The organism is Specibacter sp. BI4, from assembly GCF_056680095.1.
In genome coordinates this window covers 3,863,198-3,879,889 of sequence record NZ_CM155265.1, presented here as the reverse complement: position 1 = coordinate 3,879,889, position 16,692 = coordinate 3,863,198, and the positions used below count along the sequence as shown (strand labels likewise).

Below are 16,692 nucleotides of genomic sequence, written 5' to 3'. Positions count from 1 at the left end.
CCCCGGGTTACTTAAGTACCGGTCACCCCTGCCAGCCCTGCTTCCGCAGGGCACGCTTGAACATCTCCACTACGTAGGCGTCGCCGCGGCGCATATCCTCCTTGTACACCTTTACCTGCAGCCAACCGCGGGCGGCCGTCCGCTCATCACGGTTCCGGTCAAATAGCTGCTTCTGCGGGGTCTTGTGGACTTCGCCTTCGTATTCAGCGCTGGTCTTGAACTCCTCACAGGCAAGATCCGGCCACACCTCAGGATCACCCTCGATTGCGTAGTTGGTGGTGAACTCCGGCAGCCCTGCGTGCTGCAGCAGCAGGCGCAACCGCGTCTCCGGAGGGGAGTCCACACCAACCCGCATCAATTCCAAGGCAGATCTGGCGTCGCTGAGACCTCTCAAATTGCGTTTGCCCGAGATGTAGGAGCGGAGTGTTTGCGCTGGAACCATCGCAGCCTTCGACAGCCCAAAGGGACGCTCGTGCTCACAGACCATGAAGTCTGCCACGGCCACCAGATCATCCAAGCTCAACAAGGCACTTAGATCCAGAAATGTTCGCTCAGGCGTTGTCACTGCGACTCCGTCCAGGTACATGATTTCGTCGGGCGCCAGCGTGTTGCTGTGGCCGATCACATTCCTGCGCCGCGGCTGGGCCGAGTGTGCCGGCCGGGTGAGATGAACCGTCCTGATTTCATCGTCGAACCAGGGCAACGGAAACCCGTGCAGTTGCGCTGCTGTCACATGGGAGATGCAGCCTTTCGGGCACAAAGCAAGGTAAGGGCGCACCCGGTCCAGTAATGGTTGTCGTTGCCCGCGGGGAACCCGGATTTCCCTGCTGGGTGTGCTCAAGTCCTTGCCGCGCAGATGGCCGCGCGTGGCACCGGAGGAGAGTCCCTCACCAAAGGTGAAGGACCGCCGGGCCAAAAGTTCCAGCTTGCGGGGACGGACAACCATGGTTCCATTTTGGCCCAGTTTGCTGCCCGGCATCCGGAGTTTTCCACAGGCCCGGGGCGACTCTGGACGCATTTCAGAATCCAAACAGCAGCTGATGTTGCGATTCCGACCGGATGACCGCGTTAGCTGCTGTTTCGATTCGGGGGTGGGGCGGATCACAGCATCAGCTGCTGTTTCGATTCGGGAGCGGGGCGGATGACCGCGTTAGCTGCTGTTTCGATTCGGGGGTGGGGCGGCGACAGCCCCTAAAAGTGGCATATGGATTCTGCACAGTTGGCTCAGTGCCCGGAAATCACCCGAAGCAGCCCCGGCGAAGGCGGGTTAACCAGAAAAGGCGCGTCCCGCCGTCGTACCTGGAAAAGTACGACGGCGGCACGCGCCTTCTCAGCGCGAGGCTACGGGGAGTCCGGGGAATCCAGGGGAGTCTCCGGGGGTTCCTCGGCCAGCAGCAGCGTGTCCGTGCCGTCGGGGGAGGAATCGGGGGAGGAGCCAGAGGAGGAATCGGGGGAGGAGCCAGAGGAGGATTCGGAGGAGGTGCCCGCCAGGCGCTCGGCTTCCAGGCGCTCGGCTTCGGCGCCGCCAACCGCCTCGCCGCGGGCCACCATGCCGGACGTGTCCGAAAGCGGGATGACCTTCATGAAGATGGCCAGCACCAGGGCGATCACCATGAAGGGGATCAGGTACCAGAACACGGGCGCCAGGGAGTCCGCGTAGGCGGTGATGATGCCGTCCTGGACAGTCTGCGGCAGTTTGTGCAGCGCCTGCGGATCCAGGGTTGACATGGCGCCGCCGGCCTCCTCCGGCGAGGCACCGGCAGCCGCGAAGACCTCCGTCAGGGATTCGGCCAGGCGCGTGGTGAACATGGCACCAAACACGGCCACGCCCAGTGACGAACCAACCTCACGGAAGTAGTTGTTGGTGCTGGTGGCGGTGCCCAGCTGCGCGGCCGGCACCGAGTTCTGCACCACAATCACCACGATCTGCATGATCAGGCCCAGGCCCGCACCAAACACGAACAGCTGGGCGCAAATGACCCAAATGGCGGTGTCGGCGGACAGCGTGGTCAGCCACAGCATGGCGATGATCGTCAGTGAGGCGCCGGCAATCGGGAACGCCTTGTACTTTCCGGTCTTGGACATGCGGATACCGGACCAGATGGACGTGCCCATCAGGCCCACCATCATCGGCAGCATCAGCAGGCCGGAAACGGCCGCGGACGTGCCGGTGGACATTTGCAGGAACGTCGGCACGAACGCCAGGGCCGCGAACATGCCCATGCCCAGCACGAAACCAATGGCTGTGGAGTTCAGGAAGATCGGGTTCTTGAACAGCGACAGCGGGATGATGGGATCTTCCGCGCGGGCTTCGGTGAAGATGAACAGTGCGATGGCGGCAATCATGCCGGCGCCCCAGGTCCAGGTTGTCAGGGAGGTCCAGCCGTCGGCCTTGCCGCCAAAGTCGGTGAAGAAGATCAAGCAGGTGGTGGCGATGGACAGGAACACCACGCCCATGTAGTCAATCTTTTTCGTGGCCTTTTTGGAGGGCAGGGTCAGGGCAAAGAACGCAACAATGAAGGCGGCAATGCCGATCGGGATGTTGATGTAGAAGGCCCATTCCCAGGTCAGGTGGTCCACGAAGTAGCCGCCCAACAGGGGGCCGGCAACGGCTGCCAGGCCGAAGATGGCGCCGAGCGGGCCCATGTACTTGCCGCGGTCATTGGCCGGGACAATGTCGGCGATGATGGCCTGCGAGAGGATCATCAAGCCGCCGCCGCCGAGGCCCTGCATGGCACGGAAGATCACAAAGCCCCAGAAATCGGTGGCAAAGGCACAGCCGATGGAGGCCAGGGTGAAGATGGCAATGGCGGCCAGGAACAGGTTCCGGCGCCCGAGCATGTCACCGAGCTTGCCGTAGATCGGCATCACGATGGTGGTCGCCAACAGGTAGGCCGTCGTGATCCAGGTCTGGTGTTCGACGCCGCCGAGCTTGCCCACGATGGTGGGCATGGCTGTTGAGACGATGGTTTGGTCGAGGCTGGAGAGCAGCATGCCCGCGATCAACGCGGAGAAGATGATCCAGATCCGTTTTTGAGTCAACAGGAGCGGCTGCCCTGCCTTTAGCGCTGTACTCATCGAGATCCTTCGAAGGTTAATAATGAAAAGTTGAAAAGTTGTTGGGCCGAGCGGAGGTTGGCGGCCAGCAGGTCCGCGTAAGAGGACGTGTTCTCCTCCGAGAAGAAGGCCTGGGCGGCGCGGTGGGAACACGTGCCGAACAGGGCTGAGGCCATGCCGGCTACCGGGTCGTCTGGCGGCAGCTGTTCGCGCTGGGCAATGAGTTCAGCGAATTCCTGCTCGCGCGTATGGGCGCTGCCCACGATCTTCATCATGAGCTGGGGTTCCATCTTCATGGCGGCGAGGAGGTCGGTGATGTGTTCGCGGGTGAGGTCCAGCTCGTCAACCATGGCGCAGGTGAGCGTGTGCAGGTCGCGCAGCAGTGTGGTGCTCAGGCCGTGCGGGCCGCGTTCCACACCCGACTCCGGTGAGCCGCCGGCCTCGAAGGCGGCTATGGCGTCTGCCGGGAACTCATCCAGCAGGTGGCCCAGGATGGCGTCTTCCTTCGACGGGAAGTAGTTGAAGAACGTCCGCCGCGACACTCCGACTTCTTCGCACAACTGTTCAATCGTGAAGCCGTTCAGGCCCTTTTGGGCAGTAAGGATCCGCGCCGCCTTGGTGATGGCGGAGCGGGTGGCCTCGCGTTTGCGGGCACGCAGGCCTTGGGCCTGGCAGGAATTTGCACTTTCAGTCACAAGGTAAAAGTTTGCACTATTTTCCTCAGAGTGCAAAATCTTTTCGCAGTGCAGTTAATCACACCATCTTAAAGCACGACGGCGGGAGGCCACCTTTTGTGCAAAGGTGGCCTCCCGCCCGTCGTACCCTGGCAGAAACACGCCGAGGGCGTGGCCTCCCACCCCGTCCTCGGCGACTGCCGCACGTCCGCCCTATCTCGGCGGTGCCGCCAGTTTCTGGGTATGGCGGCACTCGGGGTACCGGCTGCACCCGAAAAAGGCGCCGTACTTCCCGTTTTTCCGCACAAGCTGGCCAGCGCCGCAGGCCGGGCAACGCACGGCCGTCGTCGTTTTTCCCGCGGCGTTCAGCACAGCAATGTTGTGGTCCCGGACGAGTTCCAGCAGGAACTGCGATTCTTTCCCTGCCACGGTCAGGAGCAGCACCGAGCGTTTGGCGCGGGTCAGCGCCACATAGAAGAGCCGGCGTTCCTCCGCGAGCGGGAATGTGTCGCTGGCGGGCTTGGCCAGATGCAGCACCGGGTCGTCCGCAATGGTGCTGGGGAAACCGTAGGTGCCGTTGGTCAGCCCCGGAATGATGACATAGTCGGCCTCAAGCCCCTTCGAACCGTGGACGGTGTGGAACCGGACGTCAAGGTGTTTCCCGTGGTCCACGCCCCGCGCTTGCGGACCGGCCGTGTCCCGCACCTTTTGCAGGACATGGTTGTAGCGGCAGAGGACAAGGACCGTCACCTTTCCGGTTGAACCTGCCGGAACCTCACCGGAGGCAATGCGGGCCGCCAGCTTTTCAAGGTGGGCGTGGACGATGCGCTGATAGTGGTCGGCGCTTGCGAGAGCCACGGCAATGATCGAGGGGGAACGGTCAGGGGCTGCAGACACCACGTGCTTGCGCAATTGCACGGGGTTCTTCAGGACAAAGGCGCTTGAGACATTGCAGATGGACTGCGGGGACCGGAAGGTCCGTTCCAGCCTGACCGTCTCCGCTTCACCGAACCACCGGTCAAAGTCCGTCATGACCGACAGGTCGGAGCCGGCAAAGCCGTTGATGCTCTGCCAGTCGTCCCCGACCGCAAAAAGCATCCGGCCGGGCTTGCCGACAAGGGCCCCCGCCAGCCGGGCCCGGGCATGGCTGGCATCCTGCATTTCATCGACCATGACCAGCTCGTACCCGGGATCCCAGTGTCCGGCCCCCAGATGGTCCGCGGCCAGCGTGAGCATGTCCTCGAAATCGATCACGCCGGCGTCCGAAAGCTCCTGCTCCCATGCGGCCCGGATGGATTCGAAGAGGTTCAGGAAGACGGTGTGCCGGTAGTGCCATGGCGTCCCCGCCCACGCCCCGACACGCTCCCGCAGGCGTCCGCCGTCGAGCCTGTTGCTTTTGGCATGGGTGAGAAAGGTCCGGAACGTCCTAATGAGGTGTTTGTTTTTTATGGGTTCCTGGCCGGGGACGTGCCGGTCCGGGTTCGGGTCCAGCCTGATTCCACGCGCCGTGAGCTGCTCGGCCAGGAGCTCGAACGCGTGCCCGTCCCACAGCTCGGCCGTGGTCGTTTCCAGCAGGGTGGTGCCGAACTTCCGGTGGACGGACCGTTTCCATTTGACGCCGTCGAGGTAGCCGGTGAACTCCGGCGGCGGCTGTCCCGTGCGGTCAAGGGCAAAGTGCTCGTGGTAGGCATCGATGACGGGGTAGTAGAAGTCGGGGTGGTACTGCACATGCGTGGCATCCACGGTCTCGTGCTCGTATGGCCGCTCGTAGACGTAGCCGACGCCGTTGTAGAACAACCAGTCTGCGATCAGCCGTTCTCCGTGGCTCTTGACGACCTCGCCTTGCAGGGTCCGGAAATCGGCGGGCTTGCCGCCGGAAGCGGCGCCGGATTCCCCGCCGGAAGCGGCGCCGTGGGCAGGATCCGGCTGTCCTCCGCTGAGCACGAGCCGGTACAGGTCCCATTGCCGGCGGAACCCCGGGTTTGTGTCCCGGAGCCTGGCCACAAGGTGCCCCAGCTTTGCCTCGTCGGTGCCGTCGCTGACCCACGGGGCAAGGGACGGCTTTCGGCCCGTCGCCTGACCAACGACCTCGAGTCCAAAGGCGTGAAAGGTTTTCGCATGGACGCGCTCTCCCGGCAGCCCCAGGGGAACGAGCCTGTCCCGGATCCGCTGTTCCAGTTCCTTGGCGGCGTCGGCGTTGAATGCCAGCAGGAGGATCTTCTCGGCCGGCACCAGTTTTCGGTGCAGCGCGTAGCCGGTCTTGGCCACCATGGTTGAGGTCTTGCCCGAACCTGCCGAGGCAATCACCTGCACCCGGTTGTCGAAGCACACCACGGCACGGATCTGCTCGGCCGTCAGCGGAGAACGTTCCACCCGGTCAAAAAAGTCTTTGGCGGCCGCGGCCTCGGCCAGCAGGTGTTGCTCGTTCAGTTGGGTGAGGTGGGTGCGCAGCTCGGCCTGCCAAAGTACGACGGCGTCCCGCACCTGGGCGGGCTGCACGCCGAGGCGCCGGGCAAGGGTGGAATCGGGATCGTCCAGCAGCGCTGCCAGCTCGCCTGCGGGCCGCGCTGCCTGCCAATGGTTCCTGAAGTCCCTCCCCAGCCAACCCGTCGATGCAAATTGGTCCCGTATGGCCGACTGGAACGCCGCGGCCCAGGCCACCACCCGTGCTGCCAGTTGCAGCTGATGGTGGTTCCCTATTGCGGTGCCGAGGGCAAGGGCCAGGCTGGCGGCGTCCCGGTTCCGCATCCCCGTCAGTGAGATGGGGCGCCCGTGCAGTGCAAAGGTGGCGGATCCCCAGAAGATGCCCCTGTGGTGGGCGGGCTGGGTCACCTCGGAGATGGAGGCTCGTGTGGTGGTTTCCGCCGCGGAATCCGGCCGGGGCTTCCCCGTGCGAAGGAGCAACGCTGAACCATCCAGGTGAACTTCCCAGTCTCCGGAGCGGCCAAAGCGCTTGCCGAAGTTGCTGGGCCGCCAAGTCTGTTCCATTGATTCCCCAATTCCAATCATCGTGCGGATGGTCGCTTGCCGAATGTGATGACTGTGGCCGGTCCAAGTCGCCGGCCCCTCAGGTGCTAAAGGCCTGCATGAGTGTTTCCATGATGCCTGGACTGGCGGTGATCAGGGCGACGATTGCGAAGAGCACGGCAGCCATGCCGGCGAAACCCCAGCCTCTTTTGCGGCCCCGGGCCGCCTGCACAGCCTCGTGGACCTGGCTGAACCCGTCCTGAACCTCGGCGCCACTGCCGGCATCCCGTGGCGCCCAATGCCAGGTTTCCGGGCGGCTGGCGGCGGCGGCGATGCGGGCCACTGCGTCCTCAGCCAGCACTGGCGGGCGCTTTTTCAGCCAGCGCAGGAGCTGGCGGGCCGTCAATACCGTGGTGCCGGTGGGTGCAGCCTTGATGTTCACCTCCTTGGCTCCGACAAGGACGATGACCCCCGCAACCGGAACGGTGGTTCCCACTGCCGCGGCCAGGAGCTTGCCGGCACGAGCCGATTCATGGGCCGAATCGCGAATGTGGCCCTGCCGCTGGCCCGAGACCATGAGAGTTCGGCCGGCAACCCATATGGACTTGTCGGCATGATTCTTGGTGTTGATGGTGAAAACGCCCGCGGCGCCAATCACCACATGGTCAATGTCGGATGTGCCCGACCCGACCGGGACCGCATGCAGGACCGTCCAGCCGGGGCCCAGCCGGGCAAGAAGTTTCCCCACCTCGATCTCACCCAGCGCGCCCAGATACCAGGGCCGGCTGTCCGCACTGAGGGGATCGGCACCAAAAATTCGTCCCAGCCGGGACCGCGGACGGTCACGCCCGCGGGCTGCCAAGAGCTCGGCCATGACCGACTGGCCCGGAACCCGCCGGTCAAGGGGCGGCGGTCCCGGTCCCACAATCACGTATCGATCTTCGCCGGTGCGTCCATGAGTGTGATCCTAGCCTCACCGGCGTGGGAAGGCGGGACGCGCGGCGCAGCCGGGCCGGTCCGGGGGTGGTTGTTGCCACTTACTGCCCTTAAAGTACGACGGCGGGAGGCCGCCTTTTGTGCAAAGGTGGCCTCCCGCCCGTCGTACCCTGGCAGAAACACGCCGAGGGCGTGGGATTACTGCGGGGCGACTGTCATGGCGAGCACGTCGAGCCCGGAATCCAGCTGCTCCAGGGTGATTTCGCCGCGGTCAACGAAGCCCAGGGCCAGGACGGCTTCACGGATGGTGAGGCCCTCCTTGATGGCGTGCTTGGCAATCTTGGAACCGTTTTCGTAGCCGATGTACTTGTTCAGCGGTGTCACGATGGACGGTGACGCCTCGGCCAGGAAGCGGGCGCGCTCAACGTTGGCTGTCAGCCCGTCAATCATCTTGTCGGCCATGATGCGGCTGGTGTTGGTCAGCAGGCGGATGGACTGCAGCAGGTTCGCGGCCATGACCGGGATGCCCACGTTCAGCTCGAAGGCGCCGTTCGTGGAGGACAGGGCAATGGTGGTGTCGTTGCCGATGACCTGGGCGGCAACCATGATGGCGGCCTCGGAGATGACAGGGTTGACCTTGCCGGGCATGATCGAGGAGCCGGGCTGCAGGTCGGGGATCGAGATTTCGCCCAGGCCGGTGTTGGGGCCGGAGCCCAACCAGCGCAGGTCGTTGTTGATCTTCATGATCGAGTAGGCGATGTTGCGCAGCTGGCCGGATGCCTCGATGAGGCCGTCGCGGTTGGCCTGGGCCTCGAAGTGGTTGCGGGCCTCGGTCAGCGGCAGGCCGGAATCCTGGGCCAACAAGGCGATGACGCGTTGCGGGAAGCCTGCGGGGGTGTTGATGCCGGTGCCTACGGCGGTGCCGCCGAGGGGGACCTCCGCCACGCGGGGCAGGGAGGACTCAACGCGCTCTATGCCGTAGCGGACCTGGGCGGCGTAGCCGCCGAATTCCTGCCCGAGCGTGACTGGGGTGGCATCCATCAAGTGGGTGCGGCCCGACTTCACCACAGTGGCGAATTCGGCTTCCTTGCGTTCCAGCGACTCGGCCAGGTATGCGAGGGCCGGGATCAGGTCGTTGATCAAGGCGGAGGTCGCGGCTACGTGGACCGAGGTGGGGAACACGTCGTTGGAGGACTGCGAGGCGTTGACGTGGTCGTTCGGGTGGACAACCTTGTCCGAGCCGGCGGCAACGAGTGCGCGGTTGGCCAGGGTCGCCAGGACCTCGTTCATGTTCATGTTCGAGGAGGTGCCGGAACCGGTCTGGAATACGTCGATGGGGAAGTCGCCGTCGAAGTCCCCGGCGATCACCAGGTCGGCGGCAGCCTCGATGGCCCTTGCCAGTTCAGCGTCCAAAACGCCCAATTCGGCGTTCGTCGTGGCGGCAGCCTTCTTGATGCGTGCCAGTGCCGAAATGTGGGCCGACTCCAGTGTCATGCCCGAAATCGGGAAGTTTTCAACGGCGCGCTGTGTCTGTGCGCTGTACAGGGCGTTCGCCGGAACCCGGACCTCGCCCATCGTGTCATGTTCAATGCGGAATTCTTGTGCGGGGGCCGCGGCAGTATCAGTCATGCATCCACCATATCGCCGCCGCGCCCGGAGCTAAAAACCGTGTACCGCCCGCGCACGCTTCACGCGCACGCTGCAGAGGCCCCTGCCAACCCCGCCCCGGCACAGGAATGCCCGACGGCGGAAGGCAGCTTCCGCCGTCGGGCATCAGAAAAACTGTGGTTACCGGTGGATGGAACCGTTGCTGTAGACGAGGTCTGCGGTGCCGTCGTTGAGGCGGTAGGTCAAGCCCACCACGGCGGTGCGTTGGCGGGCGACGGCGCTGGCGATGATGGGGGAGTTCTCCACAAGGCGCGCGGCCGTCTGCTTGACGTGCTCCTCGACCATGTTGTTGACCGTGCTGTCCGAATCCTTGCGCAGGGAGGCAAGCACCGAGGGGGTGATGCGCTCCACGAGGTCGCGGACGAATCCGACGGGCATATTGCCTGTGGCGACGGCGTCCTTGGTGGCCGTGACGGCTCCGCAGCTGTCGTGGCCGAGCACCACAATCAGCGGCACGTCCAGGTATTCCACGCCGTACTCCAGCGACCCAAGGGCCGTGTTGTCAACAACGTGGCCGGCGGTGCGCACCACGAAGGCGTCGCCCAGGCCCAGATCGAAGATTATCTCGGCGGCCAGGCGGGAGTCGGAACAGCCAAAAATCATGACGAAGGGCTGCTGCGTGGACAGCAGGGAGGCCCGTCGGGCGGCATCCTGGTTGGGGTGGTTGGATGTGCCGTCCACAAACCGGGCGTTGCCGGACATCAGGGTGCTCCAGGCATCCGCAGGAGTGTGGGGATGCTCTGTCACCGCGTTGATGTTGCCGTCTTCTCCGCCGCTCATGGTGTGCTGTCCTTTGGTGTGGGAATGGTGCTTGCTTTGCTGTCGGGGCCTTGTTTGCCGGTTCCGGTGTCGAGGGATTTCGTGGACCCGGCCGCCAGGGCGTCAAAGTCCTCGAAGTCCGCCGCGCCGGTGAGCACGATGGTGGTGGTGCCGCTGACCAGGACCAAACTGCGGTCGCCCTTAGGTTTATCACGGAGTTCCCACTCGTGGCCGTCTATGTTGCGGGTTCCCGTAACAGGGGCGTTCTGCGCCTGGGTGGCCGTCCACGTGGGGTTTGCCGTTATTGACTGGCGCAGTGCGATGAAAGTGTCGGTTGGCGTAACATACCCGACGTCCCAAAACGCCACGCCGTCGGCGCCCGGCGGATTCCAGCGCGCATAGTTGGCGGACCAGCCGTCGGGGAGCGCAGGCGCCGCGGGCGTGAACCCGGCCGTGTCGGCAGCATGGCCGGCAACGGCGGCAACATCGATGTGCGTCCGGTAACTATCGGCCTTCGGCTGCGGGTTGAGCCACACAATGACCAACACAATGGCGACCGTTGAGAACATGGCCAACAGCATGCCAACCACCGAGGCGTTGGCCCGCTTGGCGGCACCGGCGGCAATAACGGGCTTGACGGGAGGGGTAGGGCTTGAATCACTCACCTGTCCATCTTCCCAGATCTGCGCCGGCAATTTACCACGCGGGCACGGACGTGGCGCAGCTCACCCGGGATCGGGCGGCGGGTTCGCCTATGATTGCTGGGTAGGCGAAAATACGGCAGGGGTGCGCACCGTCGCGCACTGCAAGACTGCATCTACCAGAACAACGGGGTTTATACGTGGCTGAAAAAGCATCACAGATGGATTACTCACAACTGTCCCGGTCACTGGCCGTGGGCGACGACGAGCCGGACCGGAACCTGGCCCTTGAACTCGTGCGTGTCACCGAGGCTGCCGCAATCGCAGGCGGCCACTGGGTTGGCTACGGTGAGAAGAACCTGGCCGACGGCGCCGCAGTGGATGCCATGCGCTCCCTCCTTTCAACCGTTCACTTCAACGGTGTTGTCGTCATCGGCGAGGGTGAAAAAGATGAAGCCCCCATGCTCTTCAACGGCGAAGTGGTGGGAGATGGCTCCGGCCCCGAGTGCGACGTGGCAGTGGATCCCATCGACGGCACCCGCCTGGCTGCCATGGGCATCAACAACGCCCTGGCCGTGCTGGCCGTGGCCGAACGCGGCACCATGTTTGATCCTTCGGCCGTGTTCTACATGGAAAAGCTCGTCACCGGCCCCGAGGCTGCCGACATGGTTGACCTGCGCCTGCCGGTCAAGCAAAACCTGCACCTGATCGCCAAGGCCAAGGGCGTGAAAATTAACCAGCTCACCGTCATGGTCCTTGACCGCGACCGCCACCAGCCGCTCATCGCGGAAATCCGCGAGGCCGGTGCCCGCACCAAGATCATCCTCGACGGGGACGTGGCAGGCGCCATCGCGGCCGCCCGCTCCGGCACCGGGGTGGACGCGCTCATGGGCATTGGCGGCACGCCCGAAGGCATCGTGGCAGCCTGTGCCATCAAGACCCTGGGCGGCGTCATCCAGGGCCGGCTCTGGCCCACCGATGATGACGAGAAGCAGAAGGCGCTCGACGCCGGACACGACCTTGACCGTGTCCTCTCCACCAACGATCTGGTCACCAGTGACAACTGCTACTTTGCGGCGACGGGCATCACCGACGGCGACCTGCTCAAGGGTGTGCGCTACGACAAGGGCAGGGTCCTGACCCAGTCAATCGTGATGCGCTCCAAGTCGGGGACCATCAGGTTTGTCGAGGGCGAGCACCAGGCCCACAAATGGGAGACTTACGCCCGGCGCAGCTGATTCCTGTCCGGCTGGCTGCCATGGTTGAAAGTGGTGGGGCACGACGGCGGTCCGCACCTTCCCAGCGCACGGACGCTCGAGCCGGCGGCCCCTTGACCGGCACCCGGAAAATTCGGCGCAGAGTTCCCTGTGAACCCTGCGCCGGGTGACACCCGGCGCCAAGTCCAGCGTGAACTTGGCGCCGGCTGATCCGCCGTCAGCGTCTCCTGAGCTTGGCCTTGGCCTTGCCGAGGGTGGCACGTGCAGTTTTCACGGCGCCCCGCAGGATCGACCGTGCCTTCCGGCTGGCCCCGTAGACGGTGTACATCAACCGGTTCACGGGCAGGTCCCAGGTTCCCGGGTACTCCACCTCGGTGCCGCCAAAGGAGCGCTTGAACCGGGAGAAACCAGCCCAGGCGTGGTCCGGCTCGTCCTCGGGGCTGACACCCCACATGTCGAACTCGGCAATTCCCGAGGCCTTCGCATCAAGCATCATGGTCACGAGCAGTGGAATGCCGGCGTTGAGCTTGCGGTGCGCGTCGTCGGCGGCCGCGTGTGCGTAGACGCGGGTGTCGGCGGTGTCGTATGACAGGGCGGCGGCGATGGGGGTGCCTTCGAGCCGGGCGATGAAAAGCTTGGCCGCGCCGGCAGGCATGAGCACCTCTGCCGCCTTCGTCAGGTAGGTGTCGGTCTGGGCGGTGAAATCCGCACGTCCGGAAACCTTCGCCAGAAAGCCGAGCAGGATCGGCAGTTCAGCCGGATCGGTGGAAACGTGGAAACTGACGCCTTTTTTATGGATGTTGCGATACAGGTTCCGGCTGGTGCTGCGTATCCCCTTCAGCAGGTCCGCCTCGTCCTGGCGCAGGTCAACCTTCCAGCTTAGGTGCGGCTGGACGTCGGCAGGGGCCTTGACCAGGCCCCGCGCTGCCAGGAGGGTTGCGGCGTCGGCGCCCAGGCCTGCAGCCACCGGCTCCACCCGAACATAGTGGGCCTGCACGGAACGGGCCAACACCGAGAGTGCCTGCAGGGCCTGGGCCAGTGCCAGTTCGCCGTCGGCACACGGGCCGTAGGGCGAGTACAGGTACATGCCCAGCGGGGTCTTTTCCTCGACGGCCAAAAAACTCCAGCCGGGCCCTTCCCCTTCGTGGACGGTCTTACCCAACTCGCGTTGGAACTCCGCCCAGATGGCAGTTTGCAGGATCGGTTTCATGCGTCGACCCCCTTGCAGGTGAAGGCGAAGAGCACCGAGTCTTCACCGGTGGCGTGGGGATGGACCATGACGGGGTTTTCGGCGGCGGGCACGAATACTGAGCGGCCGCGGTCGAGCACCATGTCGCCGCGCGGGGAATCTAGCAACACCGAGCCGGCCACGGCGAGCACGATCAGGGGACCATTCTGGACCAGTGGCACGGGTGCCGAATTTGCTGAAATCTCAACGCGTTGGAGGACGTACTCCGTGACGGGAGGTTCCCACACCTGTTGCCCCAGGTCGGTCACGCGGGTGGGGACCACCGGGGGCGGGCCGGGGACAAAATTCACTGTTGCCAGCAGTTCGGGCACGTCGACATGCTTGCCCGTCAGCCCGCCGCGCAAGACATTGTCCGACGTCGCCATGACCTCAATGCACAAACCGCTCAAATAGGCGTGGATGTTCCCGGCAGGAAGGAAAATGGCGTCCCCTGGCTGCAGCGAGAGCCGGTTCAGCAGCAGCGAGACAAGGACGCCGGAGTCCCCGGGATATTGTTTGGCAAGCTCAATCACAGTGCGCAGGCCGGGCGACAGCTCGGTGCCGGCCAAGTCAGCCGCCTCCAGGGCGGCAGCCGCCAGCTCAACCAGGGCAGTGGTCTCGGCGCCGCCGCCCACCAAGGTTTCAAACGCGCGCCGCACCACGGCAGGGGCGCTCATGCGTGAGTTCAACGTCATTTCCACCCGGCCCAGCAGCTCGGGAACCTCAGCACCGGTGGCCTCGATGGCCGAGCCAAGGGTGCGAAACAGCTCGGCGGCCTCGGCGCAGGGGCGGAAGCCGCAAAGCGCCTCAAACGGCGTGAGGGCCAGGAGCATTTCCGGCTTGTGGTTGTCGTCCTTGTAATTGCGGTGGGCGGCGTCGCTGGGAATTCCTGCGGCCTCTTCGGCCGCAAAGCGTTCCTGCGCTCGGGCCATCGTGGGGTGCACCTGCAGGGACAGTGCCCTGTCGGCGGCAAGCAGCTTCGCCAGGAACGGCAATTTGGCGCCAAAGGCTGCATACACATCTTCGCCCAGGGCCGTTACGGGGTGTTCGGCGATCAGCCGGTCAAGCGCGACGGGACCGTCAGGAGTGTTGGCAATGGACGGGGAGTCGGGGTGCGCCCCCATCCACAGTTCAGCTTCCGGGCCGCCGCTTGGTGCGGTGCCCAGGAGTTCCGCAATGGCAGTGGTGGAACCCCAAGGGTAGTCACGGGTGACATTGGTGAGTGCAAACATACGAAGTTTCTCCTGGTCCAAGGCAAGCTGTAGATCGATTGAACGTGGTTGCGGCCGGGCTCCGCCAAGCTGTGGCGCGGCACCCGCCACCCCGTGGCCGGCATCCCGGCACGGGCATGGCTTTTAGCCGGGGGAGCAGGTTCCGTTGTTGCCAAGCAGTGCTGCCAGCGACGCGTCGTCGCCGGTGATGGCAAGTTGCTGCAGGTATTCGGCTGTGAGCTCCGGTGACGGCGCGGCGGGTGCCGGGGTCTCGGTGGCGGGCGCAGCCGGATCCGCAGCCGGAGCAGCTGCCGGGTCGGCCGCGGGATCGGCCGCCGACGTATCGGGCGCTGCCGGTGAGGTGTCCCCGCCGGCCGGCGGATCCGCCGGGGGTGCCGGATTGAGCATTTCCTGCACGCGCTTGTGGATCACGTCGAAGTCGGGGTACGTGGGCATGTCCTGCGGGAAGTCCGGCGGGCCGATGGTCAGCCGTTGAAGGTCGTGGGACTTGGCCTTCAGCGCCAGGGAGGCGAAGCTGCCCAGCTGGCCGGCAGGCAGGTCGGACTCCATGACCTTGGCGCCTGCCGCGGCGATGGCGTTGAACTTCGTCAGGACGGTGGCAGGATCCATCTGGGCCAGAATGGCGGACTGGATGCATTGCTGGCGCTGGCTGCGGCTGTAGTCATTCGCCCATTCCCGGGAGCGGGCGTACCACAGCGCGTGGTAGCCGTTCAAGGTCTGCACACCCGGGGAAATCCAGCCGGTGGGCGGCAGGTGCAGGCCGTTGCCGACGTCGTCCCCGCTGATGGGCACCCAGCCGCCGACGTTGACCTTGACCCCGCCCAGTGCGTCGATGAGTGAGGAGAAGCCTGCCATGTCAATGAGCACATAGCCCTGGATTTTCAGGCCCAGGACGCCGCCGGCTGCGTCCTTCATGGCGGCAGCGCCCGGATCCGCATCATGTGGATACAGGTTGGCGTGGTTGTCGGTGACATCCGTGTAGAGGGAGTTGATGATGCAGTTGTCGCCGCAGTTGTACCCGTCCGGGTACACGCCCCACAACGGGGAATCGGGGGAGAACCGCGCATTTTGCAGGTTTCGGGGAATGCTGATGGTCGCGGCCTGGCCGGTTTTGGCGTCGACGCTGACAACGATGATGGAGTCGGGCCGGCGTCCGCTGCGGGCTTCCCCGGCATCGCCCCCCATGACCAGGAAGTTGTAGCGTCCGTCGACGGGGTCCATGTCGGGGCCCGTCTGGAAAATGTTTGAAATCGCATTGCGCCCGGAGCTGATCAGGAGCGCCCCGTAACCGAGTGAGCCGCTGGTGAGAACCATGAGCACAACCAGTGCCCCGCTGACCAGGGCGCGCATGCCCGGTGCCAGCATGGCCGGCTTGATGATCGCCAGCGTGTTCAGGAACATGACAGCCCAGCCCACAGCCGCCGCCGCCAACAGCACAATGACCAGCAGCGACGTCAAGGGCGTGGTGAACAGGTTCAGCAGGGCCTCGCGATTTACCAAGGCAAGCACGACGGCGGCAATCACCAATGCCCAGGCGGCGAAGGTGCAGCGCAGGGCAATGCGGCCCAGGCGCTTGTTGCCGGCAACCACCTGGGCGGAGCCGGGCACGAACAAAGTCAGCAGCAGCAGGAACCAGGCCCTTTTTGAGCGCACGGGTGCCGACGCCGATTCCGGATAACGGACCGGGTTTGTCAACACAGGCGGACGGCTCGAGGCCCTGGACGTCTTGGGGCTGCTGAAACTCATGCGTTCTGGCCCGCACCCTCCGTCGTGCCGGCCAGTTCCGGCAGCACCGCGAGTGGATAGGTCGCACCGGCCTTTTCACGCAGGGCCGCGCCCTTGGCGGACGCCTGGTCGTTGAGCGACTGGGCAAAAACCACCAGCTTTGACGCCAGCCCGGCTGCCAGTTCATCGGTGCCGGAGGCCAGCATGCGCACGGCCAGCAGGCCGGCGTTGCGGGCACCGCCAATGGAAACGGCGGCCACCGGGACTCCCGCGGGCATCTGCACAATTGACAGCAGGGAATCCATACCGTCCAGGGTCTTCAACGGGACGGGAACACCCACCACCGGAAGCGTCGTGACCGACGCAAGCATGCCGGGCAGGTGCGCGGCGCCGCCGGCGCCGGCAATGATGACGCGGATGCCGCGGGCGGCGGCGTTTTGGCCGTAAGCAATCATTTCGGCGGGCATGCGGTGTGCCGAGACAACATCCGTTTCAAACGGAATGCCAAATTCGGACAGGGCCGCTGCGGCCGCTTCCATGACAGGCCAGTCGGAGTCGGAACCCATGACAATGCCAACCAGTGCATTG

At 64.8% G+C, this 16,692-nt stretch carries 13 protein-coding genes; 1 reads left to right on the top strand and 12 read right to left on the bottom strand.

Annotation, left to right across the window (positions count from 1 at the left end; genetic code table 11):
- Nucleotides 1-22 precede the first annotated feature (22 nt).
- From AC1L6K_RS17530 to AC1L6K_RS17495, 8 genes are all read right to left on the bottom strand, one after another.
- Nucleotides 23-946, bottom strand: a complete 924-nt coding sequence (locus tag AC1L6K_RS17530) for a hypothetical protein (RefSeq protein WP_480950110.1) — start codon at nucleotides 944-946, stop codon at nucleotides 23-25.
- Nucleotides 947-1,341: 395 nt separating this feature from the next.
- Nucleotides 1,342-3,078: an MDR family MFS transporter gene (locus tag AC1L6K_RS17525; protein ID WP_480950109.1), complete on the bottom strand. Its 1,737-nt coding sequence runs from the start codon at nucleotides 3,076-3,078 to the stop codon at nucleotides 1,342-1,344.
- Nucleotides 3,075-3,752, bottom strand: a complete 678-nt coding sequence (locus AC1L6K_RS17520; protein ID WP_480950108.1) for a TetR/AcrR family transcriptional regulator — start codon at nucleotides 3,750-3,752, stop codon at nucleotides 3,075-3,077. The genes AC1L6K_RS17525 and AC1L6K_RS17520 overlap by 4 nt, the downstream gene beginning before the upstream one ends.
- A 192-nt stretch (nucleotides 3,753-3,944) precedes the next feature.
- Nucleotides 3,945-6,719, bottom strand: a complete 2,775-nt coding sequence (locus AC1L6K_RS17515; protein WP_480950107.1) for a UvrD-helicase domain-containing protein — start codon at nucleotides 6,717-6,719, stop codon at nucleotides 3,945-3,947.
- Between the two features lie 79 nt (nucleotides 6,720-6,798).
- A complete protein-coding gene (locus AC1L6K_RS17510; protein WP_480950106.1) occupies nucleotides 6,799-7,629 on the bottom strand; it encodes a nuclease-related domain-containing protein in 831 nt (276 codons plus the stop codon).
- Nucleotides 7,630-7,832: 203 nt separating this feature from the next.
- Nucleotides 7,833-9,263 (bottom strand): class II fumarate hydratase, encoded by a 1,431-nt coding sequence (locus AC1L6K_RS17505; RefSeq protein ID WP_480950105.1) that lies wholly within the window; start codon nucleotides 9,261-9,263, stop codon nucleotides 7,833-7,835.
- 159 nt (nucleotides 9,264-9,422) lie between these two features.
- Complete coding sequence (locus AC1L6K_RS17500) at nucleotides 9,423-10,082, bottom strand: carbonic anhydrase (RefSeq protein ID WP_480950104.1); 660 nt, start codon at nucleotides 10,080-10,082, stop codon at nucleotides 9,423-9,425.
- Nucleotides 10,079-10,726, bottom strand: coding sequence for a DUF4245 domain-containing protein (locus tag AC1L6K_RS17495; RefSeq protein ID WP_480950103.1), 648 nt, complete (start codon nucleotides 10,724-10,726; stop codon nucleotides 10,079-10,081). Before AC1L6K_RS17495 ends, AC1L6K_RS17500 begins: the two co-directional genes overlap by 4 nt.
- A gap of 197 nt (nucleotides 10,727-10,923) precedes the next feature.
- Between AC1L6K_RS17495 and glpX the strand changes: the two genes are divergently transcribed.
- Nucleotides 10,924-11,940: a class II fructose-bisphosphatase gene (gene glpX, locus AC1L6K_RS17490; RefSeq protein WP_480950102.1), complete on the top strand. Its 1,017-nt coding sequence runs from the start codon at nucleotides 10,924-10,926 to the stop codon at nucleotides 11,938-11,940.
- Between the two features lie 196 nt (nucleotides 11,941-12,136).
- On the opposite strand, the gene AC1L6K_RS17485 is transcribed toward glpX, so the two are convergent.
- The 4 genes from AC1L6K_RS17485 to purE all read right to left on the bottom strand — a co-directional run bounded on the left by AC1L6K_RS17485 (nucleotide 12,137) and on the right by purE (nucleotide 16,670).
- Nucleotides 12,137-13,129 carry a lipid II:glycine glycyltransferase FemX gene (locus tag AC1L6K_RS17485; protein WP_480950101.1) on the bottom strand — a complete coding sequence of 331 codons (993 nt, stop codon included), beginning with the start codon at nucleotides 13,127-13,129 and terminating at the stop codon, nucleotides 12,137-12,139.
- Nucleotides 13,126-14,379 (bottom strand): mannose-6-phosphate isomerase, class I, encoded by a 1,254-nt coding sequence (manA, locus tag AC1L6K_RS17480; RefSeq protein WP_480950100.1) that lies wholly within the window; start codon nucleotides 14,377-14,379, stop codon nucleotides 13,126-13,128. The genes AC1L6K_RS17485 and manA overlap by 4 nt, the downstream gene beginning before the upstream one ends.
- A 123-nt stretch (nucleotides 14,380-14,502) precedes the next feature.
- Nucleotides 14,503-16,125 carry an LCP family protein gene (locus AC1L6K_RS17475; RefSeq protein WP_480950099.1) on the bottom strand — a complete coding sequence of 541 codons (1,623 nt, stop codon included), beginning with the start codon at nucleotides 16,123-16,125 and terminating at the stop codon, nucleotides 14,503-14,505.
- Entirely contained in the window at nucleotides 16,122-16,670 is a 549-nt protein-coding gene (gene purE, locus AC1L6K_RS17470; RefSeq protein WP_480952816.1) for a 5-(carboxyamino)imidazole ribonucleotide mutase, read from the bottom strand. The genes AC1L6K_RS17475 and purE overlap by 4 nt, the downstream gene beginning before the upstream one ends.
- Nucleotides 16,671-16,692 lie beyond the last annotated feature (22 nt).